This is a genomic window from Paenibacillus sp. AD87 (assembly GCF_001659845.1).
Classification (GTDB): domain Bacteria; phylum Bacillota; class Bacilli; order Paenibacillales; family Paenibacillaceae; genus Paenibacillus; species Paenibacillus marchantiae.
Map to the genome: position 1 here is coordinate 4,504,543 of NZ_LXQN01000007.1, position 25,632 is coordinate 4,530,174.

The window sequence follows — 25,632 nt, forward strand, 5'->3', positions numbered from 1 at the left end:
CTTCTCAACTCACTTTATCAGCTTCATGAGGTTTCCTGCAGCATCGCCCGGTAATGGTCGATCGTAAGTTTTAATCCTTCTTCCAAGCCAATCTCCGGTTCCCAATTTAAAATTTCTCGAGCCTTGTCAATTACCGGACGTCTAACCTTAGGGTCATCTTCTGGCAAAGGTAAAAAAACGAGATTGCTGTCTGATTGCGTAAGCTCTTTAACCAAACGAGCAACTTCAAGTACGCTATATTCCGTGGGATTACCAATGTTGATTATTTCCCCATTCGCTCTATCTACAGCCATCAGTTGCTGTAGTCCTCGAATGTTATCATCCACATAACAGAATGAGCGAGTCTGTGATCCGTCTCCGTACACCGTAATATCCTGTCCTGTCAGTGCCTGTGTTACAAAGTTGGAAATGACACGACCGTCATCGTTTCGGAGTCCTGAGGAATACGTATTGAAAATACGCGCCACCTTCACGGGAATACTGTGTTTCGTGTAGTATTCATAACAAAAAACTTCGCCCAAACGCTTGGCCTCATCATAACAGGCTCTTGGTCCCCAAGTGTTCACGTTACCACGATAACTCTCAGGCTGTGGATGAACTTCGGGATCTCCATAAGCTTCACTCGTACTCGAATACAGGAACTTTGCTCCTTTGATACGGGCCAGCTCCAGTAAATGATAGGTTCCTCGAGTATTCACCCAGATCGTCCCAATCGAATCCGCCTGATAGAATTTGGGTGAAGCGGGTGAAGCCAGATGATAGACTTCATCTACTGGCTGATCTACCAGAAAATCCAGTGAATCGGGCAGCGTGACGTCAGCTTCATGGAAAAAAAAGAGGGGGCTGTTAGCCACCTCTTGCAGATTTTTAGAAACTCCTGTTGAAAGGTTATCTATTCCGGTAACCTGATGTCCTTGATCAATTAATGATTTGACTAGATGTGAGCCTAGGAAACCGGCCGCTCCCGTCACTACAACATGTTTCAATGCGATCACACTCCATATTATCTAATGAGTAGGTTAAAATGTATTACTTTTGATCATAACGCCAACGGTTTTAAAAATGATAATGATATCCATCTTTAAAGATACGTTAGAGATGTAGTGAAAATCATATTGCAGATTATGGTGAATCGGTTCCTTACGAACATCACTTACTTGCCATAATCCAGTAATCCCTGGTTTCACCAGAAAACGTCTGCGCTCCAGATCCGTGTAGCTTTCTTCTACGATTCGCTTCATTTCAGGTCTGGGACCTATGAAGCTCATGTCACCCTTGATAATATTAAGCAATTGTGGCAGCTCATCCAGGCTAGTTTTACGAAGTAATCTACCCAACCGTGTAATTCTCGGATCATTGCTTGTCGTTGGAGATACGCCATATTTCGGCGCATCCGTACGCATCGTTCTAAATTTATAAATACTAAATTTAACTCCGTTTTTCCCGTAACGTTCTTGTCTGAATATTACAGGTCCTTTGGAATCAAGCTTAATCATAATCGCTGCAACAAGCATGACCGGTGATGTGATCAGCAACAGCACAGCCGCAATAATAAAATCGATAAACGGTTTTATTACGTCAGCATATCCGCCAACACGCTGGGAGTAAGGCTGTTCCAATACTGCCGAAGTGCCATCCTTGGCAAGGGCTTCTCCACTCCCAAAGTATTCCGGTCTTGGAAGTTTCACAGACTATCCCCTCCTGCTACAAGCATTTGGTTCAATTGTTCCTTCATCAGAATCTCTTCAATCGCCATTAGAACCGGCGCACGCAATTCTTTATTTTTGAGAGCAAAATCAAGTGTGGTCAGGATATAGCCCAGCTTCTCACCGACGTCAAACCGGGAGCCTTCAAAATCATAAGCACTAATTCCTTCATCCCGATTCAGCATTTGCAGCGCATCCGTGAGTTGAATCTCACCGCCCGCACCCACATTTTGTTCTTCCAGATACTCAAATACTTTAGGTGTCAAAATGTAACGGCCCATAATTGCCAAATTGGAAGGTGCTGTACCCAACGGGGGTTTCTCAATCATGCTGTTCACAGAGGATAAGCGTCCCTCTGTATGCAGGGGATCAATAATTCCATAGCGGTAGGTTTCACTTGGACTTACTGTTTTCACTCCGAGTACAGACTGGTTGACCTTCTCATATTGCTGAATGAGTTGCTTCGTGCACGGCACATCCGAAACCACAATATCATCGCCAAGCAATACAGCAAACGGTTCATTGCCAATAAAGTTTCGAGCACACCAGACAGCATGCCCGAGTCCCAGCGCTTCCTTCTGCCTTATGTAATGAATATCAACGTTGGAGGACTTCCGGACTTCTTCCAGCAAGCTGAGCTTTCCTTTTTCGAGCAAATTTTGCTCCAGTTCAAACGCGCTGTCAAAATGATCTTCAATCGCACGTTTTCCCTTGCCCGTTACTATAATAATGTCCTCAATCCCGGAAGCTACAGCTTCTTCAACGATGTATTGAATGGTCGGTTTATCCACAATAGGGAGCATTTCTTTAGGCATTGCCTTTGTAGCGGGTAAAAATCGGGTTCCCAATCCGGCTGCGGGAATGATTGCTTTCCTCACTCTAGTCATAAATACCACCCTATCCATTAATATTTTTTATGTTTAAAAGCATGAGTTGGATCACTTATTAAAATCCATGAAATCATGAAATAAATTGATGCAATTCTTACTTTTAATTTCATAAAAGGGCATTAAACCCATCCTCACATCACACCCTTGACGATATACGTCTAAGGTACACTACCCACAGTGTGACCGAGTGCCTACCTTGATAAAGGTATAGTAGACATCACCTTGGCGATATTATTTGTGGATCAATGTGCGCATTCGTTAAGCATTTTCCCCATAGTAGGCATTTCGACTTTTTGGCACCTGTACATTGTTCAAGACAGCTCCGAGGATACGTGCGTTCACATGTTCAAGATGGGCTTTTGCCTTTTTAACCAGATCCTTCTTCACCTTGCCCGCACTCACGACAAGAATGACGCCATCACACAATGAACTAATAATTAAAGCGTCCGTAACTGCCAGAACAGGAGGGGTATCAAATAAAATCACATCGTATTCTTCCTTCAAATCCTGGAGCAAAGCCGTCATTTTACGAGATCCAATCATCTCTGAAGGGTTAGGAGGTATAGGGCCAGAAGAAAGAACATGCAGCCCTTCTACTCCGGTTTCCCGAAGTACTTCCGTAACTTTATATTGGCTGGACAATACACTAGTCAGACCCACATGGTTAGGAACATTAAACATACGATGCACCGCAGGTTTTCGCAGGTCCGTATCCATCAACAGAACCTTTTTCCCTTCTTGGGCATAGGTAACTGCCAGATTGCCGATCGTTGTCGTTTTCCCTTCGCCGGATAATGCCGAAGCAATCATGATCGTTTGAATCTGACTATCAATCGATGAGAATTGGATATTGGTTCTTAACTTCCGATATGCTTCAGATGATGTAGACTTGGGATTAGCCATAGTAACGAGGCTCCCTTTATCATTGGTTAACCGTGGCATACTGGCCATCACCTACCTGTTTTTGAGATGTTGTTGTTTGCTTAGAAAAACGGGCGTCTTCTTTTCGGATTCTTGAGATGACTGCTAGTGCAGGTATACCCAGTTCTTTTTCCAATTCATCCTCTGTTTTCAAAGTATCGTCCAGGTATTCCAACAGGAATATAAATCCTATAGATAATAGAAGTCCAACAAAGAAACTGATCAGGATGTTCATAACGGGATTGACATTGATGGGTCCAGAGGAATCCGTAGGTTTGGCTTCACTCAGAATCGTTACATTATCCACTTTCATAATTAAGGGGATTTGGGATTTAAATACTTTGGCAACGGCATTTACCGTTTTTGCCGCTTTTTCAGAAGATAAACCGGTGGCGGTCAAACTCATAACCTGGGATTCATTCGCGGTGGTTACCCGTAGGCTCTGTCCCAATTCATTACCGTTCATGCCGAGATCGGGGTATGTAGCTGCTACTTTATCGAGGATTGCCGAAGATCTGATTATTTCAATATACGAATTAATCACTTTAATGTTGGTTTGAATTGAACTAATATCGAGGTTTGGAATACCTTGAGCGTTATAAGCCTGGTTCACGATTAATTTGGCATTCGCCTCGTAAATAGGTACAGTCAAAAAATAATTTTTAACACCTGCTCCTATACAAGCAACTGCAACAAAGACAATGATGATCCAAATTCGTTTTCGTAAAATTTGCATATACTCTTTTAGCTCCATCTCGTATTCCTCCCATTTAAATCAGCAATTATGATGAAGAACGTGTCTTCTATATATGTTTAGCTGGTTACCAGAACAACAATCTACGCTTCAAAATTAAAGGTTCTTCGGGCTCTATGATTTGATTGTTCCATACCGAGCACGCATTATTTTGCAAAGTTTGAACTAGACGACTTCCAAATCGGCGTTCAAGCAGGTGATATGCGGCTTTCATTGAAAATGTTCTTTCTTCCATATTATGGGCGTCTGATGAAATGAAATGAAATCCGTTTTCTTTGCAAAAATGAAAACACCATTTCTGAACTTTTCGCCCGAAAAGTCCCATGACCGATTGAGCCGTGATTTGACATAGAGCACCTTGCCCAAGATATTCAACCAATAAATCGGGATTGTTCTGAATTGGACGATTTCGTTCGGGATGAGCAATAATAGGAATGATACCCGCCAACTTAAGTTCTTGGAGTATCCCGGGGAACTGCGAGGGGATATGACCAAAGGGCAATTCCAGCAACATGTATCGGCTCCCGGCGAGTGTGCAGCATTTTCCTGCATATAAGTCTGCAATCAGGTTGTCATGCACCCTGATCTCCTGTCCGGGACGGATCTCCAAGCAAATGTTGCGTTTGCGAAGTTCTGCATGTAGCAGGTCCACTGCCTGATTGACCACGTTGGGTTTATTGTTGTACTGCCCGTTCAGGTGATGCGGAGTAGCAATGATCGAGGTAATTCCTGAGGCTGCCGCTTTCTCAGCCATCGCGATGGACTGTTCCATATGAACAGGGCCATCATCCAGACCGGACAAAATGTGGCAGTGCATTTCAACCATATCCAAACTTCCTCAATGTATGATCCCCCTCGCCCCTTTATTCATTGCGCAAATGCTTTTGGTGTTAAAGAACTAATGCATAACGCTATGAAATATAGTAAAATGGCGTTAAGTACATGCTTGTTCAGAATATGTTTAGAATGTGTTCATTTCATATGGTAAAATCAATGTAATGATAGGTTTCCTGCAAGTTAGGTTGTTCCGATGCCTTCTCATACTGAAACCGGGAAACGGTCGGAAACTGAACTTCTCGAATCATTGTATTTAACTGTCCCGTTATATATAGTGTCTGCTCTTGCTGAATATGCAAGTTTGAATGATACAATGTGAGCTCACCGAAAGGCTGTTTCCATTGCAACTTTGCGTGGAGTCGCACACATACATGGCTATCTTCTACATCCAAACCAATTAGCATCTCTGGTGATATCGGCAAGTCCAGGTCGCTCAGGAAGGTGATCGCTCTTGTGTCCATACCTAGCAGCAGAACGGGGCGTCTTTTGCGGTCTACCAATTTGCCATGAAACTCCTGAATGTACATATGGACATTTAATTTGAGATCCGCCCATTCCTGAATCATTGAATTCATGGCTTCATTCCTTTAGAATGGATTAGCTTGCAAGAGTTGCCTATACTCCTTCTCACAGGTATATTGGCTAGGCAACGTGGTCATACTTAAAATATCCCAAATGATACATTTTGTAACTCCATACGTCCAATTTACGATACAATTTGTATCATGTCAAGCAGTATTTGGACATGGTTCTTTTGATTTACGACAATATGAGATGTCCTTAGACAGACCTATATACAACTAGGACTACTAAGGCGTTACGATGATGCAGGAAAGCTGCCCTGATCAAACACTTGGCTCAGGATTGTTTCAATATATATTTGATTGCGTTCAGGGGGAAATAGCATATGAGCTACGGAAATCGCATTGCTGAATTAAGGGAACAGCGGGGACTTACTCAAGAAGAACTTGCGAGCTCCATTCATATTACAAGAGCTGCTCTCTCCCACTACGAGAAAAACCGACGCAAACCGGATTTCGAAGTGTTAACGAGACTTGCTGACATCTTTGGCGTATCTATTGATTATCTCATTGGACGGACGAAACAAAATGATGTCGTAATGGATGAGGACGTAAGGGAGTTCGTGGACGCCCTTGAATTATCGGATAAGGAAGTGCTGGAACGCTTCGGCCTGATGATTGATGGCAAACCCTTAACAGAAGAAGAGGCACGTCGTTTTATTGCTTTTGTCCGCATGGAGCGCAGTATGGATTAAACCGCAAAGAAGACCCAGTACCGAGAAAACATCACTCTCCGGTTGCTGGGCTTTTTTATGTCTTGATTTCCCTCCATCTATTCTAGGCTTGTCGATGTGTTGTCAAGCGCGCTTGTTGTTGTCGGAGGATACGAAATGGTTCCAACGCTCCGGGTCGATTCCGCATTGCAGTAAAACTTTCATGATGTCCATCTGGGTTGCTTCGACTGGTTTACCTTTCGGCTTACGATCGCCCCTGTTTGGTTGCTTCATATTCATTCCGCTAACCTCTCTTATCTTTATACTTTCCCTGCACTCCAAAACTAGCCTTATTATACTTGAGAAAGTTCTTCAATGTTGTCGTCTCATGGCGATAGCGTTTTTTGTGCGGGTTCTAATTTTGTCGAAAACCAAATAGGAGCTCTACAGCGCCGTATTGGCCGCCATAAAGCTCCTATTATTCTTAATACAACCCGTTCATGCAATCGAACAGGAATATATTAACCTCCTGTACGTGCAAGTTCACGCATGTTGGCTTCAAAAGCAGCCAGCAAAGCGGCCTCTCCGGTCAGACCCGTAGCCTGAATCCGTTCGATTTGCTCGGTCATTCGTTTGAAATCCTTCGGAATAACACGAACGAATTGATCTACAGATTGCTGCCAGTTATCCAGAATGTGCTGACCAACCGCACTACCTGTATTCGCAACATGACGTTGAATCATGCCTCGCAGATCTGCACTCTCAGAAACATCTTCGATACGCTCCAAAAGTACCATTTCCAGATTACAACGTTTCAGGAATGTGCCTTTTGGATCATACACATAAGCAATACCTCCGGACATGCCGGCTGCAAAGTTACGACCTGTATCACCCAGAACGACGACACGTCCACCCGTCATGTACTCACAACCATGGTCGCCTACACCTTCAACAACCACTTTGGCACCCGAGTTCCGTACAGCAAACCGCTCTCCGGCGATACCACGAATATAAGCTTCACCACTGGTTGCCCCGTATAGAGCCGTGTTACCAATGATGATGTTATCTTCGGCATCAAATGTGGCTTTTGGTGAAGGCATGACGATCAATTTACCTCCGGACAACCCTTTACCTACATAGTCATTGGAATCCCCTTCAACGGTCAATGTCATACCTTTAGGTACAAAGGCCCCAAAGCTTTGTCCAGCAGAGCCGACAAATTTGAATTGAACCGTATCTTCCGGTAATCCTGCAATTCCATATTTGCGCGTGATTTCACTACCCAAAATGGTTCCTACTGCACGGTTAACGTTGGTAATTGGAAGCACCGCTTCAACCGGTTGACCGGATTCAAGAGCAGGTTGCGCCAATGGCAGCAACTGCTGCATATCCAGCGTCTCTTCCAATTGGTGGTTTTGATGCTGTGTACGGTAACGTGCAGAGCCTTCCGGCATTTCTGGCACATGCAGTAATACGGACAGATCTACACCTTTCTTCTTCCAGTGGTCTACAGCCTCTACTGTTTCAAGGCAATCTGTACGGCCCACCATTTCCTGAATCGTACGGAAGCCAAGATCAGCCATGATTTCGCGGACATCTTCAGCAACAAAACGCATGAAGTTGACGACATGAGCGGGATCTCCCGTGTAATTTTTACGTAATTCAGGGTTTTGTGTCGCTACACCTACCGGACATGTATCCATCTGACAGACACGCATCATGATACAGCCGAGTGCAACGAGTGGTGCTGTAGAGAATCCATACTCCTCAGCTCCCAGCAAAGCAGCTATGGCCAAGTCACGACCATTCAGCATTTTGCCGTCAGTTTCCAGCACGACACGGTCACGCAGATTGTTCAGCATCAACGTTTGATGTGTCTCTGCAAGACCCAGCTCCCAAGGCATCCCCGCGTGGCGAATCGAGCCTTGCGGCGATGCCCCTGTACCGCCGTCATAACCGCTGACGAGGATAATATCGGCACGACCTTTGGCTACGCCAGCCGCAATCGTTCCAACGCCTACTTCGGATACCAATTTAACGTTGATCTCTGCACGTGGATTGGCATTTTTCAAGTCATAGATCAACTCAGCCAGATCCTCAATCGAGTAGATATCATGATGCGGTGGCGGAGAGATCAGACCTACACCCGGTGTTGATCCACGAACTTCAGCAACCCAAGGGTATACCTTACGGCCAGGCAATTGTCCACCTTCACCCGGTTTTGCTCCCTGTGCCATCTTGATCTGAATCTCATCGGCATTAACCAGATAGTTGGATGTTACACCAAAACGTCCGGATGCCACCTGTTTGATCGCACTGCGACGAGAATCTCCGTTACTATCTTTAATGAAACGAGCCGGATCTTCGCCGCCCTCACCTGTATTGGATTTACCACCAACACGGTTCATCGCAATGGCGAGATCTTCGTGTGCCTCTTTGCTGATCGAACCGAAGGACATCGCCCCTGTTTTGAAACGTCGCATAATGTCTTCGACGGATTCTACTTCTTCCAAAGGAATCGCAGGACCGACCGGTTTCAGTCTCAGCATGGAGCGAATGGTCAGCAACTGATCATTTTCGCCTTGCACAAGTTTGGAATACTTTTTATACAGTTTGTAATCGCCCGTACGTACTGCATGCTGCAGCGTATGGATCGTTTGCGGATTGAACAGATGCTCTTCTCCGTCGTTACGCCATTGGTATTCCCCGCCAGAATCCAGTACTTTGTCATTGCCATCTTTGTCCGTAAAGGCACGGTTGTGATGAGTCAATGCTTCGGCTGCCACTTCTTCCAGACCAATCCCGCCAATTCGCGAAGGTGTCCACGTAAAGTATCGGTCAACGAAGTCCGATTTCAGACCCACGGCTTCAAAGATTTGAGCTCCACGATAGGATTGAATCGTCGAGATTCCCATTTTGGACAATATTTTAATAACGCCCTTCGTAGCGGCTTTAATATAGTTCTTCACAGCTTTATCATGTGAGATGCCACGCAGCAGCCCTTGCTGAATCATGTCATCCAGCGTTTCAAACGCCAGATAAGGGTTCACCGCACTTACACCGTAACCAAGCAACAAGGCATAGTGATGAATATCACGCGGCTCTGCCGATTCCAGCAAAATGCTGACTTTGGTTCTGGTTCCTTTACGAATCAGATGGTGATGTAAACCTGCTACAGCCAGCAATGCTGGAATAGCCGCATTCTCGGCGTCCACACCACGGTCAGACAGGATCAAAATGTTGTGACCTTTGTCAATGACACGGTCTGAAGCTTCGAAGAGCAGTTCCATCGCTTTGCGAAGTCCTTCTGCGCCCTCTTTTGCTGTAAAGAAGATCGGAATCGTCATGGAACGGAAGCCCGGACGACGAACGTGGCGAATCTTCGCAAAATCCTCATTAGAAAGTACCGGTGTATCCAAACGAATCTGACGACAGCTCTCCGGTTCAGGATTCAGCAGGTTACGCTCAGGTCCGATCGTTGTTGCCGTAGACGTTACAATCTCTTCACGAATCGCATCGATCGGTGGATTGGTAACTTGTGCAAACATCTGCTTAAAATAGTTGTACAGACGCTGCGGACGATCCGAAAGAACCGCAAGCGGCGCATCATAACCCATGGAGCCTGTAGCTTCCATACCTGTTGAAGCCATGGGCTCCAACACTTTGCGCAATTCTTCAAATGTATATCCATACGCCAGCTGAAGCTGAGTTACGTTATCATGTTTTGGATCAGGCAGTTCCGGTGCATCCGGCAGCTCATTCAGATCCATCAGATGCTCATCGAGCCAATCCTGATACGGATTCTCGGCCGCAATGAGAGCTTTCACTTCCTCATCCGCGATGATCCGTCCTTGTTGTGTATCGACAAGCAGCATACGTCCAGGACGCAGACGATCTTTATAGAGAATTTCTTCAGGAGCGATATCAAGTACCCCTACCTCGGAGGACAAAATAATACGATCGTCTTTCGTTACATAGTAACGTGCAGGACGCAGACCATTACGGTCAAGAGTTGCACCAATCTGCAAACCGTCCGTAAAGGCCATTGCTGCTGGTCCATCCCAAGGCTCCATCATCGTGCTGTGGTATTCATAGAATGCCTTTTTGGCAGGGTCCATTCCCTCATCTGTACTCCAAGGCTCAGGAACCATCATCATGGCCACGTGTGGCAATGAACGGCCACTCAAATACAGGAACTCCAGCGTGTTATCAAACATCGCTGTATCCGAACCATCCGGATTGATAACCGGTTTTACTTTCGAGATGTCGTTACCGAACAATTCGCTCTCAAACAGCGACTGCCGGGCATGCATCCAGTTCACGTTACCACGCATCGTATTGATCTCACCGTTGTGGATCATGAAGCGATACGGGTGAGCACGTTCCCAGCTTGGGAATGTATTCGTACTGAAACGGGAGTGAACAAGCGCAATCGCTGATTCCACGAGATCTTCCTGAAGATCTAGATAGAACTGTCCCACCTGTTCCGTTGTGAGCATGCCTTTGTAGACGATTTTGCGACAGGACAAGCTTGGCAGGTAGAATGAACCACCCTCTGCTTCATCCGCCGAATAACGAATAGCCAGCTCCGCACGTCTACGAATGACGTACAATTTCCGTTCAAATCCCAATTCATCCTTAACATCTGTCGATCTTCCAATGAACACCTGACGCACATAAGGCTTTGCTGCAAGCGCAGAACGTCCCAGCATCTCATCAAACGTAGGCACATCCCGGAAACCCAGGAACGTCTGGCCTTCTTCTTCGATGATCTTCTTAAGGCTCTCTTCATGCGCTCTCCGAATGACAGGGTCCTGTGAAAGGAACAGCATCCCTACGCCGTAGAAGCCCTGTTCAGGCAATGCAAAACCAAGACGGTCCGCTTCCTGTGCAAAATAGCGATGTGGAATCTGGATCAAGATACCGGCTCCGTCACCGGAATTCGGCTCACTGCCCTGTCCTCCGCGGTGTTCCATGTTACTGAGCATGGTCAGTGCCTGACTAACGATGTCGTGTGAAGGTACTCCTTTGATGTTGGCAACAAAACCCATTCCGCATGCGTCTTTTTCGAACTGTGGGTCGTACAGACCCTGTTTAGGAGGTAATCCGATGTGTCTCATGGAACGCAACCTTTCTATAGTGAAGTATTTCGGAAAGATCAAGAACATAGGCAACAAGCAACAATGAAACGGAAGGAGCGGGCATTTCAATATGAATAAACACCTGCTAGATGAACGAGGGCGACAGCAAAAAGGGCTGTCAATCTTATAATTGCTGCTATTGCGGCAGAGGCCATCCATGAGATGAGCTGATCCGGATCACCCGGTAAACAGCTTGGTATAACAACACGCAACCGCTGGCACGGCCGCTGATATGGAGCGACGTTTTTTGATATAGTTCTATTATTTTAACACCGACCTAACATCAGCGCAATTTAAACTTTTTAATACCTCTGATAAGAAATGTTTTGCAGTACAGCTTTAGTGTGATGATGCTGAAATTCATCTCTTTTTCGAATAATTATACACATTTTATGTCAGAGTACAACTAATTTTAATTGCTGACAAAAGAAAATCATTCCATATGTGGCCTGCATTTAACCATAGTTGGGCCAATTTCTCATACCATGCTCCAGCGAATATCTTCATCCTTATGCATTTGTATACAAAAAGAGTCTGCAACCCATTTTCGGGTCACAGACTCTTTGCACTATTTGACTACTATATTGCATAATTTTGATACTTGAGTTCAAAGTTTATTTTCACGATTCTGTCCTATTCCGGTTCAATTCGGCTTATGCCGTCACCACTTGACCGGATTCAGCCACTTCAGCTTCTTTTTTGCGACGTTTGCCGCTCCAAAGGAAGAAAGCCAAGGTCAGCAGCACAGATATACCTGCATAGATTGACAGAATACCGACCTGATGCCACATCACATCGAAATTGCCACTGGATACAACTGCTTTGAAGCCCATGATGCTGTGCGTCATTGGCAGCCAAGGGCTAAATGACTGGAGCCATGACGGAATCAGCTCTACCGGGAAGGTTCCCGCACTTGCTGCAAGCTGGAAGACCAATAACAGGATGACAACATAACGACCTGGCAAGTCAAGCCAAGTTACGAGGGCCTGAACAATAAACATAAAGGTTAGTCCCGTAAAGATCGTGAACAGATAGAACAGCGGTACGCTGTGCGTTTCCAGTCCAAGACCGTACAGCATGAAGCTTGCCACGATTACGGATTGGATAATGCTCACAAAACCGAATACGAGTGTACGGCTGACAAAACGGTTCCAACCCGTTGCGCCCGGTACGGAAGTTTCCCGCATTTTCAAAACAATCGTTGAAATCAGTGATCCAACAAACAAACCGATGGACAGGAAGAACGGCGTCAACCCTGTACCGTAATTGCTCACGTTCTCTGTTGTGTTCTCGGACGTATTCACAGGTTCGGCGAACATATTCACCACATCGTCCGTTTTCTTGACTTCTGACGTTTTCTGAGCTGCATCGTTCAGCTTGGTAGCCAGTTCGCTTGAGCCGTCTTTCAGCTCAGTTAAACCATCTGCCAGCTTGCCTGCGCCATCACCGAGTTGTTTGGAGCCATCCGTTAGTGAACTCACGCCACCGCTCAGTTTACCTACACCCGTTTGCAGGGCTGTGGTTCCCGAGCCCAGCTGCTTGGCTCCATCTGCCAGCAATGTGCTGCCACTTGCAGCTTCACCCAACTTGCCGCTAAACTGCTTCAGACCATCGGAGAGCTTCGCTCCGCCTTGGCTAAGCTGTCCAGCGCCCGCCAGCAATTGCTGCTGACCATCCACCAACTGGTTCGCACCCGTCAGAAGCTGCTCTTGGCCTCCATGCAGCTCGGATGCACCTGATGCCAATTGCTGATTGCCCTGGTGCAATTGATCTGCACCCTGCGCAAGCTTCTGTTCGCTCTCATGCAATTGCTTACTGCCTTCAGCGACTGCTGCACTGGCTGCCAGCAGCTTCTGTACATCCTCACTGGCTGCCAGTTCAGGGTTGGATGCAGCTAGCTGCTTCAACCCGTCAGCAACGCCCTGAGCACCGTCAGCAACCTTGCTGCTGCCGTCTACTGCCGATTTCAAGCCAGTGGCCAATGTGCCGCTGCCTTGCACTGCGCTTTGCAGACCATCGGACAGCTTCGCACTGCCCTGCTCAGACGATTGCAGACCCGCTTGCAGCTTGCCTGCTCCGTCCACAGAAGACTTCAGCCCAGTTTCCAGCTTGGCACTGCCGTCCTTCAGCTGGTCTGCTCCGCTCTGAAGCTGGCTTGTTGCCGCCGCTTGAAGTTGCTGCAAACCGGATACCAGATTCGATGTTCCACTTTCAAGTTTGGTTGCACCCGTATGCAGTGCATTAACACCATCACTTAATGGAGACAAGCCATCCTGAAGTTCCAATGTACCGGATGCCAGCTTCGCCAGATTATCCTTGAGCTTCACAGCTCCATCATCCAGCTTGCCTGCGCCTGTATTCAAGTCTCCTGCGCCATCGCCAGCTTCAGCCAATCCGTCCGATACTTCGGAAAACTTGTCGAGCAGGGTCTCCGCATAGGATTCCGTTACTTTGGCCGAAACCTTAGCTTTCAGATCTTTGATGGCCGTTTTGCCAATCTGCGCACCCACAAAGCTGTAATTACCATTCGGTTCGTAGATTAGATCAGCCGGCTCTGGCTTGTCATCAAGCAACGTCGTTGCCTGGGAAGAAAAGTTTTCCGGGATCGTAATTTGCATATAATACTTGTCGTTTTCCATGCCTTCTTTAGCTTGACTGGCACTGACAAAATCCCATTTAAAATCTGCATTCTTCTTCAGTTCATCAACGAGGTCACTACCGACATGCAATGATTTGCCTTCTAGCTCTGCACCTTTATCAAGGTTAACAACCGCAACCGGCATTTCATCGACATGACCATATGGGTCCCAGTAGGCAGCCAAATAGATACCACTATATAGAATCGGTATAAACAAAATTGCAATAACGGGGATCAACACCTTCGGGTTTCTCACGGCCGATCCCACATCCTTGAAAAACACGGATAAAGATTTCATGTCATTTTCTCCCCTTGTTCTCTCTGCTTTCCAAGCAGAATAACCATAATGAAATTAATTTGATGCGTTCCGGAAAATTTACCGAAACACGAAGTGACCAATTTCCTCAAACGGTCACTTTAGAGCAAAAAAACAAACCTGTCTCTCGACAAGCCTCACTGCCTGTAATCGTATGACTAACCCATATTATAGTAGAATAAATTCGGGTTACGTTGCAGCAGCAATTCCTTCCATTAAGAAAAGGCGAAAGTAATTCTTGATTTCCTCTTTGCTCAGCGGTTCGTGTTGCTTGCTCCAATCTGAGGTGAGGGCAATGTACAAACGAATCATCATAAAAGCTACTACCTGTGGATCACACTCACGAATCTCTCCGTTGTCTCTTGCCTTCTCAAGCTCCCGAGCCAGAAAATCGGAGATGACTTTCTCCACTTTCTCCAAACCTTCCTTGGCCTGAAGAGTTCCAAAATCCTTAAGCTCCTGGGACAATTTAACCAGCAAATCGTGATCACGACGAAACTCCAGCAATGAATCTAGTACACGAAACAGATTATCAAAAAAAGCACTTTCCTGATGAACTTCACGATGAGAAATGTTTTTCATTTCCTGGATTACTTCAACCAAAATCTGATCAAACAATTGTTCCTTATTCGTAAAGAACGTGTAGATCGTTCCCTTGCCAACATTCGCAATCTTCGCTACCTGATCCATCGTGGTTGCCTTGTATCCAAACATGGCAAAAGACTGCGCAGCTGCATGAATGACCTGCTGTCTCCTGTCAATCGGAGCCATCATATCCCTCCTCGTTTTCGTTAATCGTCCTCTTTAAATGACCAGAAATACAATTCGGTCATTCGGTCAAAACCAAGATTACCACTCTCATCATCAGATTGCAACCCTAACATTAAAAAATTGTGTTAATTTTTTTTAACCGAAATGCAGTGGAAACTGCTTCTATCGTCGTCTATAGTGTATGATGACTCCAATAACACGGATAAAGACGAAGTTTTGATGTATCAGAACATTAACTATAGTGTAAATATGTAACGAATGAACATGATTTTCCGCTTCGCTGTATATTCATGTAGTAATGCAACGTGCGGTATAACTGTGAATGTTAAATTTAAATTGATGAATAAAGGTGAACTCATGCGAAAACCAAGAGTGCTCTTGTTATCCGAAGGTTTCGGCACCGGTCACACCCAGGCCGCCCATGCGCTCGCAAGCGGCATTAAGAAAGTCAGTCCACATGTGCATAGTCGGGTCATTGAGCTCGGCAAATTTTTAAATCCAACCATGGCTCCGCTTATTCTGTCCGCATACCGCAAGACACTAACCGTTCAGCCCAAGCTGGTCAGTCTGCTGTATCGGACACAATATAACAAATCTCTAAACGGATTTACGAAACTGGCCTTGCACAGGATTTTCTATACACAGACGGCTCAAGTCGTATCCCAATTGAAACCCGATGCCGTGATCTGTACCCATCCATTTCCGAATGCGGTCATCTCACGACTAAAACGTCAGGGACTTAATATTCCACTATATACACTCGTCACAGACTACGACGTACATGCAACGTGGATTAATCCCGAGGTCAACAAATATTTGGTATCCACGCCACAGGTAAAGGCTCTGCTTGAAATTAGGGGTGTTGAGCCCTCTCGCATCCAAATCACCGGTATTCCTGTTCATCCTGACTTCTGGGAAGCAGGAGACAAGGTAAGCCTCCGACAGGAAATGGGGCTTCAGAACATGCCCACTGCTCTGCTAATGGGTGGCGGATGGGGTCTTTCCTTTGATGAAGAGCATATGAAGGCCCTCACGTCATGGGCGGATCGTGTACAGCTGCTGTTCTGTCTGGGAAGCAATGAGAAAATGATTGCCAAGCTGAAGGAAATGTCCTGCTTCCAACATCCGAATATACGCATTCTTGGGTATACCCGTGAGGTCAGCAAACTGATGGACGTATCCGATGTGCTCATTACGAAACCAGGTGGCATGACTTGTACAGAAGCATTGGCTAAAGGCCTGCCGATGTTATTCGTACCTCCATTGCCGGGACAGGAAGAAGAGAACTGTGAATATTTTGTACAAGCCGGATACGGCAAGATAATTCACTCTGCTGACGTTATCGCCGATCGCTTCAGGCATTTGTGTGAGCAGATCTATGCACCACGTGAAGCTGAAAGCCAGCTGAAATCAGTCCACAAACCAGGGAGCAGAAACACCTACGATCCAACGTGTTGTGCCCAGGCTGTCCATGATTTATTGTTCCCGGCTACAGCGGGAGTCACATCCGCACCTAAAGAACGCCTCACAGCCGGATTTGGAGCAACTTCGCTGTCAGGTACCAGAATCCCATTCTAGCAGCTCTATGACCCCTTCTAGTCGTTCTACGAGGATGTTTTATCTCTTAAGGACATGCATAAAGAAGGTTCCCCTCCAATGATCCGGAAGGGAACCTTCTTTTATTTCATTCATATCTCCGTATGATTTGCTGCAAAAAAGGGTAATTTAAATAACAAACTCTCATCACCAGTTAAATTGAAAACGACGAAATAAAACTGCATTACAGGGCTTTTCAAGGTCTATGTAGCAAATACATAGTTAACTACCCTGCCTGTTTGCAGAATTTACAGGTCAATTACTTGTAAAAAGTATGATGCCCGATCGTTTTTACTTTTTTCTGGGAGCGAGCCACTGTCAGATCATCCGCTAGCGTCAATGACAAGAAATAATACGTATCATCGGCGACTTCCTTTTTCCCATTCAACGCTGCATTAACTGCCTTGATACTGTCCTCATTAGGAGTAACACGTTTCAAGCGCCCGTTCGCTACAGGACTGAATTGAGATTTCTGGTAGATTACTTTGTAAATGGTATCGGGAAAATTGGCTGACCGCAGCCGGTTTAAGACAACATTGGCAACTGCCACTTTGCCTTCGTACGGTTCACCTTCCGCCTCTGCCATGACGATTTTTTGCAGCAGAAGCAGCTCTTTATCAGACACACTGTATGACCAGGTTGCAAGTTTCGAGTCTTCCTGGTTCAGGAGTTTGGTCCGTGTAAAGTAAAGTTTTTGGGGGGGAGTCGTAATTGCAGCTAACGCTTTGGCATGCTCAATCTTGGCCAATTTCAGAGCAGCTTCTTTCTTCGCTTTGGCCGCAGCTGCAGCTCGGGCCGCATGTTTAGCCTTGGCTTCTTTCTGTTCCTGCTCTTCTTGGGCAGCCGTCAGCCAGTTCTTGGCCGGGAGCGAATTGGTCCAGTTATCAGTCTGAATAGACGCATCAGTAGATAGACTTGTCCCGTCTTCCATCATTCGCCTGTCTCCGCTAAAAGAATTTTCGCTATTTTCTGCAGATGCCGCAAGTTCGGTCATCTGTTTGCTATCACTTGCCTCATTCCACTTACCAGTCGCCTGAACGACGTTAGCCCCCACTATACATACAAGCAGCACAGATAACATCGGTGCCACCCAACGATTCTTGCTTATAATATCCATTCGAAGATTCCTCCTGTCGAAACAATTCCCTAATCTAAGTAACCACAAAAAAAGAATTTGAATAACGATGGCTAATATTACATAGGGAATAACGTAATGTCAATGTGATTTTATGTCATATCAATGAGTTTCAGGAAAAAGAAAACGTATCCACAACCCCATACATCGGCGCCTGACCTGGCTGTGTCACATAAAGCACAAAATCTTGCACCATCCAAGAATTAACACCTAAAAATTGTCCTGGAAGCACTTTAAATATCCCTTTATCTCCATTTCCTGGGTCCTGACCCAGAAATTTACGCGCAATCGTAATATGAGGAGAATAAGGTCTTAATTCGGCCTCGAATCCAAGGGAGGAAGTTGCGTCGACGATCCGTTTTTGCAGAAGATGAAGTTGATCCGTTTCTCCTTCAACACCTTTCCACAGCACCTTTGGCGCCTCTTCCAAACCGAACGTTCCCCAACCGGATAATTGCAGTTCAAAAGGCTGGAACCCGGCCGTTACCGAACGCAGCGCTTTCCGAAGTTGTCCAATGTCACTAACAAGGATATCTCCCAGAAATTGCAATGTAATATGATAATCCCGGTAGTCCGTCCATTTGCGAAAATCTAGCTTTCCTTGCACCTGTTCCGCAGACATCCGAAGTGAATTCTGAATATGTGCAGGCACCCGGAGTGCAATAAATAATCGTTCCCGTCGGGATGGAAGATCCGTATGTGAATGTAAATAGTTATTCATGGTATACACCTCATCTAAAGTTCGTTTTATTATTTCACAGTCGTCTCTATGGTTTCAAGCTGGTTAAGTATAGAGTGACACAATTTTTGGGATTTGCACAAGAGGCTGTATTCCTGCCTTTTACGCACATCACCTTCTTTTCTGCTACACTAATACCACAACTTATTTCAATTCAGGAGGCCACTAACTATGGGTAAAATTGTATGTTTTCCATCCCTGTCGACAAAGCAGCAACAACGTATTCTGGATGCAGCACCAGGTTATACACTTACGGTTGGCAAAGCCAAAGAGATTGACACATCGGAGTTAAAAGAAGCCGAAATTATCGTAGGCTGGTCTCCTCTGGTAACCGAACATGCACTTGAAGAAAATAGCCCATTGAAATGGGTTCAGGTCTGGTCCGCAGGTGTAGACAACCTTCCTTTCTCAGATTTGGAACAAAAAAGTATATTGGTAACCAGTGCTAATGGCGTACACGCCATTCCCATTACCGAAATTATTCTGGGCATGATGTTGTCCCACAGCCGCTGGCTCAGACAAGCAATGCTGCACCAGCAGCAGGCAGAGTGGAAATCTCCAGGCAAACCACTTCCTGAACTGCATGGCAAAACAGCGGTTATCGTCGGCGTGGGAGAGATTGGATCAGAAACTGCGCGCATTCTCAAAGCACTGGGCATGAACGTCATTGGGGTTCGGCGCTCCGGAAAAGACGTTCCAAATGTAGACCAAATGTACAATATGTCCGGCCTACATGAAGCACTGGGGCAAGGCGATTACGTTATCAATATTTTGCCACTCACAGATGAAACCCATCATATCTATAATCAGACTGCATTTGAGCATTTCAAATCCGGTTCCTGTTTCGTCAACGTGGGACGTGGTCCAAGCGTGAATACGGAAGCTCTGCTGGGTGCACTGGATAGTGGACAGGTTGCCTTTGCTGCACTTGACGTATTCGAGGAAGAGCCGCTCCCTGCCGATCATCCACTGTGGGGTAAGGAGAACGTCCTGATTACGCCGCACATTGCAGGCAGTACAGAGCAATACACCGAGCGGGCACTTGATATTTTTGTTCAAAATTTGGAAGCATATATCGCCGGAAAAACCCTTCCTCTCAATCTGGTGAATTATAGTCATAAATACTAAAAATGCTTATTTTTCCTATGTGAAATTGTACAAATTCATGTAAGGTAGTTTCCCTACGAAAATCAAAAACCTCCATACCGGAAAATGGATTTTTTCCGGTATGGAGGTTTTTTCGTTTATTTTCAGCGTAGTCGTTCTAAGTGCATAGCCAAATGTGACGTATAAACGTACCTTTGCTCACCGTTCGATACTGATCGATGTTCCATCCGGCATCCAGAATGTGCCCCTCCACCCATTCGGTGGAAACGATCACTGCCCGTCCTGCAAGTCTCTTCAAACTGGTCAACATGGCAAGTTGTTCCTCATCCGGAAGAACAGAACAGAGATTATATGGCATGTCCAGAATAACTGCATCGTAGAAACCTTCCAGATCATTCATATCCCCGAGGGTAATTCTGGCTGAATCATACCCATAATGAGGAAGATTAATGCGAGCACCCTGTACTGCCAAAGGGTTCAAATCATTTCCTTTGACCTCAATTTCCATCGACAATGCCTCAATTACAACGGTTCCCATTCCGCAGCATGGATCGAGCAACTGATGCCCCTCCACTTGCGGAATTGCAATATTGACTAACGCTCTGGCTAACGTAACACCAAGGCCTGTGGAGTAATTTTGCGGCTTCTGATGATGGGTTTGCCACGAGCGATCAGCTTCAGTCCATTGACCGAAGAGCCATTTTCCATTCACATGCATTAGTCCAAAAGTCACGTCAGGCTGTTTCATCATAGCTTTGCCTCTAATGCACATACCTAGCTCTTTTTCCAGCAGACGGGAATGCGCATAATCCGGCATGTCATCGCCCTCTTTCAAGCAGACCACCTTGAACGTTTCACCAGAGGACAGGTCGATTTGTGAAGCGACAGGTTTCAGACCTGCCACTGTATCCGCTTCGGCCATCACATCCAGTCTGCCCCGGACAAACGGACTCCTACCTGGTGGAATGCAAATATTGGAGCAAACATAGGCGTGATCTCCTGAACCAATATCTGTCCCAGGAACAAGCATCGTTTCCAATTCCAATTCACATAGGGCACGTTCATTCTCATGGCAAGCGAAGGTATATACATAACTTCCGACAACTGAATCTTTGCTGTTTGTAGAGCTCAATATGGTAGCCGTCCTTCATGTTTCTTCTATTATAAGAAGAGGTTTTATATTTTTAATTTTTCAATGGAAGAAAGCAGATCCTCGGACAGATCTTTTAGGGTTTGAATATTGCCGCTAATCGTTTCCATTGAACTCACCTGTTCTTCGGCTGACGCTGACACTTCCTCAACACTTGCCGCGGATTCCTCTGACACTGCCGAGATTTGTTGACTGAAATCATTCATGCGTCCGCTCGCTTCCTGCATGCCTTCCAGACCATCCGTCATTGTACCAATGACTTGAACCATACCCTCTACCGACTCATTAATGGTACGGAACAGATTGCCGGAATTACGTACTTGCTGCTGCCCTCGTTCTGTTTCCAGTACACCTGTTCGCAATTCCTCAACAACACCCTGAGAATCCTTCTGGATATCCTCGGTGATGACGGTAATCTCTTCTACAGAAGTCCGAACGGCTTCGGACAACTTCCGCACTTCTGCTGCAACAACTGCAAATCCGCGTCCACTCTCTCCTGCACGGGCAGCTTCAATGGAAGCATTCAATGCGAGCAGGTTGGTCTGGCGCGCAATGTCATGAATAACTTGAACCAACTGCGATATATCTTCGTTTTTGCGGTCCAGCTGTTCCATCTTGTTCATGGAAGAGGAAACTGCGCCAGCAATCTGTAGCATTTGGTTCACGGATTGCTCCATGGACTCGCGACCTGTCTGTCCTTGTTTCAGAATCAGTTCTGACATCAGACGAAGCTGATTCCCCTGTTCCGAATGTTGCTGAATATTTGCGTTCAGCCCCTCGACGGTACGGGCGGATTCAACAGCCGTTTCCGCCTGACTCTCTGCCGCTTTTGCCGACTCTTCCATCGTTATAGCAATTTGGCGACTGCCGATCTTAACCTCTTCAGAGGAAATGGCCAGTTCGCTGCTTTGGCGGTTGACGGCTTCAGCGATTCGTCTGACATTCAATACCATCGAGGTCAGATTACCTTTCATGTCATTCACGGCTTTGGCAAGTACACCAACTTCGTCTTCATGTTTGGTATGTATGTCCTGGACATTCAATTGACCTTCCGCAATCAGTTTCACGGCACTGATCACCCGAAGCAGCGGTTTAACGACTTGTGAACGGATAATAGGGATCGCAATTGCTGTAATGATAATCATCACGAGAACACCAATGACGATAATGATTCGGCCATCCTGGACGGATCTGATCGTCTGAGCCGCAGAGAGATCGGACTGCTCCTGATTGTAATCCACCAGATAGTCCAGATGGACTTGCATGGCATCGAAGGAGGCGGCCCCTTTTTCGGATACTTCCTTAGCCAGCTGTTCCTGACCTTCGTCACTCAGCTTAATGGATTGCGTGTTAATTTTGAGGTAAGCTTCCCACTTGGTCTTTAACGCTTCCCAATGTTCTTTTTCTTCAGCCGTCTTTTGCTGTTGATCATATATTTTAATAGCCTGAGCCGTTTCGCGAATGTATTTGGTGCGCTCTTCAGCAAGGTCCGCTTTGGCCCCTGCCTGTGCATCAAAGTGACGATAGCTCAATGACAGAATATGTTCTGTTGTATAATTCAATCGGTTAATCTGCTGGATGGAGGGCATCCAGTTATTGGTGATCATATTCGTGTTTTTTTCCATCGAGTTCATTTGTGTAACAATCGTGACACTAAGAAGAATTAAACAGAGGATTAATAGATAGAACGCGATGCTGATACGCAGACCGATACTCTTGATCCTGAATCTGCTGAACATGTGATTTCCCCCTTGTGCCCATCTTCGGCCACTTCCGTATTTTAGGTGCTTTTGTCGTTGTTTTACCCTTCTTTTGGCATCTTGCAAAATACTCTTTTCTATATTATATCTATAGGAAAAGAGACGTAAAGTATTATAACATTCTTTTGTTTTAGTCATGCTTTATTTTGTAAAATCTTGTGATTATTTCACATCATCTGATGAACGGAATCGAATGATGTAAAATTAAGACTAAAATGAAGCAAAAAAGAGCTGCAGCATACGGCAAATATCCGATCTGCAGCTCTTACGATTTGACTCCATGCAGATGGCGGGTATGGAACCAGCCATTCTTAGTATCATAACGGCTAACCGCCGCGCTCTTATGCGTTCGCCAGTAGCTTGTAAGAGGCCAACCTTCGCTCGTAATCCGGCCCAGCTGTCACCACGAGCAGCCGATCCGTATCCAGCCTTTGGCACACCTGCTGCAACTGTTCCCAGACCTGTGCGGGTGTACCGGCGTAATGTCGTTGTACTTCATTCACATTAGCATCGGTCCCGTCGTTGGTGCTGGTACTTGTGTTGATGTTGTCAGATTGCGTTGGAATCTCTTTCCCAACGGCTCTGCGTTTCTCCGCCAATTCGCGGCTACAGGACAGCGCTTCTTCCTGCGTTTCCGCACACAGCACACTTACAGCAACCATAACCTCCGGCTCTTTCCTAATGGCGCTGGGGATAAAGCCCTCCCGATAACGCCGCACAGCCTCCGTACCATCCGCATCACTCATGAATTGTCCGAATACATACCCCATACCAAAGCGAGCAGCAAACTCAGCACTCTTCACGTTGGTACCCAGCATCCATAAGGATAATGGAAGCTCCGGAATCGGTCGGGCCGTCACCGGATGTTCTTCATAGGTATAACGATCTTCCAGCAGTTCGGTCAGTGCAGCGAGCGACTCAGGCAACTTGGACACATGTTGCAAGTAATTGCCACTCAAGGCCATCGTTGCATGGGGACCGCCCCCAGGAGCACGTCCCAAGCCTAACTCAATGCGCCCCGGGTAGAGCACCGCCAGCAGACGGAACGACTCAGCTACCTTAAGCGGGCTATAGTGAGGTAACAGTACGGCACCGGAGCCAAGCTGGATCGTGTTCGTTCGCGCACCAATATGGGCAAGCAGCACTTCTGGTGATGCTGATGCAAGTTCGTCCATGTCATGGTGCTCCGACGTCCAGTACCTTGAATAGCCCCATTCTTCAGCATGCTGCGCAAGCGTGACGGATTGTTGCAGCGCCTGTTCTGCTGTGGCGCCGTTCAACCTTGGAACAAGGTCAAGTACGCCTAGATTGTATTTTCCACTGATGTTCGCACCCAAGCGTCTCATCTCCCTTCGTCTTGCATATCTCTAATCCAGATCGTAAATGGAACCGACCTTGAGGCCGTATAGTTCATTGTAAATTTTCTCGGCAAAAGCATCCGTCATCCCGGCAATATAATCAATCACCATATGCTCCCAAGTCCAGATTGGATTCGCCTTCGCCTGATCCTTCTCATAGCGTTGCAGCCAATCGGATGGAATAATGGATTTGGACGTTTCCGGGTCAAGGAAAGCATCCCACAGACGCTTAATCATCCATTCACTGCGCTTTTGCAACCTCTGCACACGCAGGTCACGAATCATGGTCACCCAGGCAAAACTCTTGAGCACACTCACCGTCCGCAGCATATCGAGATCCTCGGCACCTTCACGGACAAACGTCACCTTTTTCCAGTCTCCGTTATCAATAACCCCCAGGCTAGCAACAAAAAGGCTGACCCAGTAAGCCTTTACCTCACGGCGGGTACGTGAGTAATCATGCTCGCAGAACGGCATCTTTTCATTCCAGATGCGCAGGAACGAAGCGAGGACTTCTTCAACTTTTTTCCCAATCGCTTCCCTTGTCCATCCGTTCCAGAACAGATCCTCCAGTGTGGTAATCTTATCCACAATCAATCGATTGATATGCGGATCTTGCAGGAAATGCTCGTGTACTTCGATTTTGCCTGCCTTGATGCCATCTTCCAGATCATGTGCGGAATACGCAATATCGTCGCAGAGGTCCATCAACTGCGCTTCAAGCGTCTTTTTGCCAGCAGGAATGTTCCAACGATCGCGAATCTCGCGGATATACTGCCATTCATGATGATACATGCCTTTCTTGCTCTCCGTACCAGGATACGGGTACTTGTTGATGCCCAGCAGCACTGCATCAGACAGGTTCAGCCCGTCGATATCTTCCCGTTTTTCCAAATACATAATGAGACGGAAGTTATGCGCGTTGCCTTCAAAGTGCTCATACTTCCGCTTGAGCTCTGCACGAATCTCCGGTTCCGGTTGAGGTGATTTGGCCCCACGATTTTTCTTCATGATTTTCTTGACCTCTGTGTTGATGAGATCATCGAGGATGCCATCCAGCACTTCTTCCCCTTTATGCCCAAAAGGCGGGTGACCGAAGTCATGCGCAATCGCGGCACACTCCACCACTTCCGAATCAATAATCAGTCCGGGGCTGTCCGCTTGGTTCAACTCCACCTCCGGGTAGCGACGCAGCAAGCTTCTTGCTGCTTCTCGCGCAATCTGCGCCACCTCCAGAGAGTGGGTCAATCGTGTGCGATAATAATCGCCCGTTCCTGCACCAAACACCTGCGATTTGCCTTGCAGCCGACGAAAGGTCGGTGAATGTATCAGTCTGGAATAGTCGCGCTCATAGGCTGCACGAGCCCCGTCCAGTTTCGTTAGTTCAGGGTATTGTCTATGTTCTCTCAGATCGTTCCATTGCATGTTGATCACTCCTAGCCGACTGTCTCTATTTTGAGTGATTATACACATATTCTGCAGTTTCGAAAAGCAAAACCTGTCTGCGATTGTCATCTCTTCTCACATCAACTTGTGATGCACAGTCGTCTTCTCTTATTATACCCTGCCAGACTATCAT

General features: G+C 46.4%; 20 protein-coding genes. 3 read left to right on the forward strand and 17 right to left on the reverse strand.

All coding sequences use genetic code 11. The features are described from left to right. Positions 1 to 23 precede the first annotated feature (23 nt). The 7 genes from gpAD87_RS19945 to gpAD87_RS19975 form a co-directional block, all read right to left on the reverse strand. Positions 24 to 986 carry an NAD-dependent epimerase/dehydratase family protein gene (locus gpAD87_RS19945; protein ID WP_064640123.1) on the reverse strand — a complete coding sequence of 321 codons (963 nt, stop codon included), beginning with the start codon at positions 984 to 986 and terminating at the stop codon, positions 24 to 26. A 33-nt stretch (positions 987 to 1,019) separates the two neighbouring features. After that, positions 1,020 to 1,688, reverse strand: a complete 669-nt coding sequence (locus gpAD87_RS19950; RefSeq protein ID WP_197521445.1) for a sugar transferase — start codon at positions 1,686 to 1,688, stop codon at positions 1,020 to 1,022. Next, positions 1,685 to 2,593, reverse strand: coding sequence for a UTP--glucose-1-phosphate uridylyltransferase GalU (gene galU, locus gpAD87_RS19955; protein WP_064640125.1), 909 nt, complete (start codon positions 2,591 to 2,593; stop codon positions 1,685 to 1,687). Before galU ends, gpAD87_RS19950 begins: the two co-directional genes overlap by 4 nt. A 261-nt stretch (positions 2,594 to 2,854) precedes the next feature. Next, positions 2,855 to 3,538 carry a CpsD/CapB family tyrosine-protein kinase gene (locus gpAD87_RS19960; protein WP_064640127.1) on the reverse strand — a complete coding sequence of 228 codons (684 nt, stop codon included), beginning with the start codon at positions 3,536 to 3,538 and terminating at the stop codon, positions 2,855 to 2,857. Next, complete coding sequence (locus tag gpAD87_RS19965; protein ID WP_064640129.1) at positions 3,519 to 4,271, reverse strand: YveK family protein; 753 nt, start codon at positions 4,269 to 4,271, stop codon at positions 3,519 to 3,521. The genes gpAD87_RS19960 and gpAD87_RS19965 overlap by 20 nt, the downstream gene beginning before the upstream one ends. Positions 4,272 to 4,338: 67 nt before the next feature. Beyond that, entirely contained in the window at positions 4,339 to 5,097 is a 759-nt protein-coding gene (locus gpAD87_RS19970) for a tyrosine-protein phosphatase (protein ID WP_064640131.1), read from the reverse strand. A gap of 151 nt (positions 5,098 to 5,248) precedes the next feature. Next, positions 5,249 to 5,683: a hypothetical protein gene (locus tag gpAD87_RS19975; RefSeq protein WP_063564513.1), complete on the reverse strand. Its 435-nt coding sequence runs from the start codon at positions 5,681 to 5,683 to the stop codon at positions 5,249 to 5,251. Between the two features lie 332 nt (positions 5,684 to 6,015). On the opposite strand from gpAD87_RS19975, the gene gpAD87_RS19980 reads away from it, so the two are divergent. Continuing rightward, a complete protein-coding gene (locus tag gpAD87_RS19980; protein ID WP_063564514.1) occupies positions 6,016 to 6,384 on the forward strand; it encodes a helix-turn-helix domain-containing protein in 369 nt (122 codons plus the stop codon). 102 nt (positions 6,385 to 6,486) lie between these two features. On the opposite strand, the gene gpAD87_RS31895 is transcribed toward gpAD87_RS19980, so the two are convergent. From gpAD87_RS31895 to gpAD87_RS19995, 4 genes are all read right to left on the reverse strand, one after another. Then, a complete protein-coding gene (locus gpAD87_RS31895) occupies positions 6,487 to 6,642 on the reverse strand; it encodes a hypothetical protein (protein WP_157258495.1) in 156 nt (51 codons plus the stop codon). A gap of 221 nt (positions 6,643 to 6,863) precedes the next feature. Further along, positions 6,864 to 11,462, reverse strand: coding sequence for a glutamate synthase large subunit (gene gltB, locus gpAD87_RS19985; protein ID WP_064640132.1), 4,599 nt, complete (start codon positions 11,460 to 11,462; stop codon positions 6,864 to 6,866). Positions 11,463 to 12,136: 674 nt separating this feature from the next. Beyond that, positions 12,137 to 14,419 carry a YhgE/Pip family protein gene (locus tag gpAD87_RS19990; protein WP_064640134.1) on the reverse strand — a complete coding sequence of 761 codons (2,283 nt, stop codon included), beginning with the start codon at positions 14,417 to 14,419 and terminating at the stop codon, positions 12,137 to 12,139. Between the two features lie 207 nt (positions 14,420 to 14,626). Next, on the reverse strand, positions 14,627 to 15,208 hold the full coding sequence (locus tag gpAD87_RS19995; RefSeq protein WP_064640136.1) for a TetR/AcrR family transcriptional regulator: 582 nt from the start codon (positions 15,206 to 15,208) through the stop codon (positions 14,627 to 14,629). A 357-nt stretch (positions 15,209 to 15,565) separates the two neighbouring features. Here gpAD87_RS19995 and gpAD87_RS20000 point away from each other — a divergent pair, with 357 nt between their 5' ends. After that, positions 15,566 to 16,786, forward strand: coding sequence for an MGDG synthase family glycosyltransferase (locus gpAD87_RS20000; RefSeq protein WP_064640138.1), 1,221 nt, complete (start codon positions 15,566 to 15,568; stop codon positions 16,784 to 16,786). Positions 16,787 to 17,063: 277 nt separating this feature from the next. On the opposite strand, the gene gpAD87_RS20005 is transcribed toward gpAD87_RS20000, so the two are convergent. Next, entirely contained in the window at positions 17,064 to 17,921 is an 858-nt protein-coding gene (locus tag gpAD87_RS20005) for a cell wall hydrolase (RefSeq protein ID WP_063564519.1), read from the reverse strand. Between the two features lie 130 nt (positions 17,922 to 18,051). Continuing rightward, the gene (gene thpR, locus gpAD87_RS20010; RefSeq protein WP_064640139.1) at positions 18,052 to 18,660 is read right to left on the reverse strand and encodes an RNA 2',3'-cyclic phosphodiesterase; all 609 of its coding nucleotides are present in this window, start codon (positions 18,658 to 18,660) and stop codon (positions 18,052 to 18,054) included. Positions 18,661 to 18,849: 189 nt separating this feature from the next. Between thpR and gpAD87_RS20015 the strand changes: the two genes are divergently transcribed. Further along, positions 18,850 to 19,806 (forward strand): D-2-hydroxyacid dehydrogenase, encoded by a 957-nt coding sequence (locus gpAD87_RS20015; protein ID WP_064640141.1) that lies wholly within the window; start codon positions 18,850 to 18,852, stop codon positions 19,804 to 19,806. A gap of 136 nt (positions 19,807 to 19,942) precedes the next feature. Here gpAD87_RS20015 and gpAD87_RS20020 read toward each other — a convergent pair whose 3' ends face one another. The 4 genes from gpAD87_RS20020 to gpAD87_RS20035 form a co-directional block, all read right to left on the reverse strand. Then, complete coding sequence (locus gpAD87_RS20020) at positions 19,943 to 20,917, reverse strand: TRM11 family SAM-dependent methyltransferase (protein ID WP_231952673.1); 975 nt, start codon at positions 20,915 to 20,917, stop codon at positions 19,943 to 19,945. Between the two features lie 44 nt (positions 20,918 to 20,961). Continuing rightward, positions 20,962 to 22,674 (reverse strand): methyl-accepting chemotaxis protein, encoded by a 1,713-nt coding sequence (locus gpAD87_RS20025; RefSeq protein WP_063564523.1) that lies wholly within the window; start codon positions 22,672 to 22,674, stop codon positions 20,962 to 20,964. A gap of 362 nt (positions 22,675 to 23,036) precedes the next feature. After that, positions 23,037 to 24,041, reverse strand: coding sequence for an LLM class flavin-dependent oxidoreductase (locus gpAD87_RS20030; protein ID WP_082935193.1), 1,005 nt, complete (start codon positions 24,039 to 24,041; stop codon positions 23,037 to 23,039). Positions 24,042 to 24,062: 21 nt separating this feature from the next. After that, positions 24,063 to 25,478 carry a deoxyguanosinetriphosphate triphosphohydrolase family protein gene (locus gpAD87_RS20035; protein WP_064640144.1) on the reverse strand — a complete coding sequence of 472 codons (1,416 nt, stop codon included), beginning with the start codon at positions 25,476 to 25,478 and terminating at the stop codon, positions 24,063 to 24,065. Positions 25,479 to 25,632: the final 154 nt, after the last annotated feature.

What these genes read in the sequence shown, in the direction of transcription:
- galU (WP_064640125.1), bottom strand. Translation starts at nt 2,593, where the DNA reads ATGACTAGAGTGAGGAAAGCAATCATTCCCGCAGCCGGATTGGGAACC.
- gpAD87_RS19960 (WP_064640127.1), bottom strand. Translation starts at nt 3,538, where the DNA reads ATGCCACGGTTAACCAATGATAAAGGGAGCCTCGTTACTATGGCTAAT.
- gpAD87_RS19965 (WP_064640129.1), bottom strand. Translation starts at nt 4,271, where the DNA reads ATGGAGCTAAAAGAGTATATGCAAATTTTACGAAAACGAATTTGGATC.
- gpAD87_RS19970 (WP_064640131.1), bottom strand. Translation starts at nt 5,097, where the DNA reads ATGGTTGAAATGCACTGCCACATTTTGTCCGGTCTGGATGATGGCCCT.
- gpAD87_RS19975 (WP_063564513.1), bottom strand. Translation starts at nt 5,683, where the DNA reads ATGAATTCAATGATTCAGGAATGGGCGGATCTCAAATTAAATGTCCAT.
- gpAD87_RS19980 (WP_063564514.1), top strand. Translation starts at nt 6,016, where the DNA reads ATGAGCTACGGAAATCGCATTGCTGAATTAAGGGAACAGCGGGGACTT.
- gpAD87_RS31895 (WP_157258495.1), bottom strand. Translation starts at nt 6,642, where the DNA reads ATGAATATGAAGCAACCAAACAGGGGCGATCGTAAGCCGAAAGGTAAA.
- gltB (WP_064640132.1), bottom strand. Translation starts at nt 11,462, where the DNA reads ATGAGACACATCGGATTACCTCCTAAACAGGGTCTGTACGACCCACAG.
- gpAD87_RS19990 (WP_064640134.1), bottom strand. Translation starts at nt 14,419, where the DNA reads ATGAAATCTTTATCCGTGTTTTTCAAGGATGTGGGATCGGCCGTGAGA.
- gpAD87_RS19995 (WP_064640136.1), bottom strand. Translation starts at nt 15,208, where the DNA reads ATGGCTCCGATTGACAGGAGACAGCAGGTCATTCATGCAGCTGCGCAG.
- gpAD87_RS20000 (WP_064640138.1), top strand. Translation starts at nt 15,566, where the DNA reads ATGCGAAAACCAAGAGTGCTCTTGTTATCCGAAGGTTTCGGCACCGGT.
- gpAD87_RS20005 (WP_063564519.1), bottom strand. Translation starts at nt 17,921, where the DNA reads ATGGATATTATAAGCAAGAATCGTTGGGTGGCACCGATGTTATCTGTG.
- thpR (WP_064640139.1), bottom strand. Translation starts at nt 18,660, where the DNA reads ATGAATAACTATTTACATTCACATACGGATCTTCCATCCCGACGGGAA.
- gpAD87_RS20015 (WP_064640141.1), top strand. Translation starts at nt 18,850, where the DNA reads ATGGGTAAAATTGTATGTTTTCCATCCCTGTCGACAAAGCAGCAACAA.
- gpAD87_RS20025 (WP_063564523.1), bottom strand. Translation starts at nt 22,674, where the DNA reads ATGTTCAGCAGATTCAGGATCAAGAGTATCGGTCTGCGTATCAGCATC.
- gpAD87_RS20030 (WP_082935193.1), bottom strand. Translation starts at nt 24,041, where the DNA reads ATGAGACGCTTGGGTGCGAACATCAGTGGAAAATACAATCTAGGCGTA.
- gpAD87_RS20035 (WP_064640144.1), bottom strand. Translation starts at nt 25,478, where the DNA reads ATGCAATGGAACGATCTGAGAGAACATAGACAATACCCTGAACTAACG.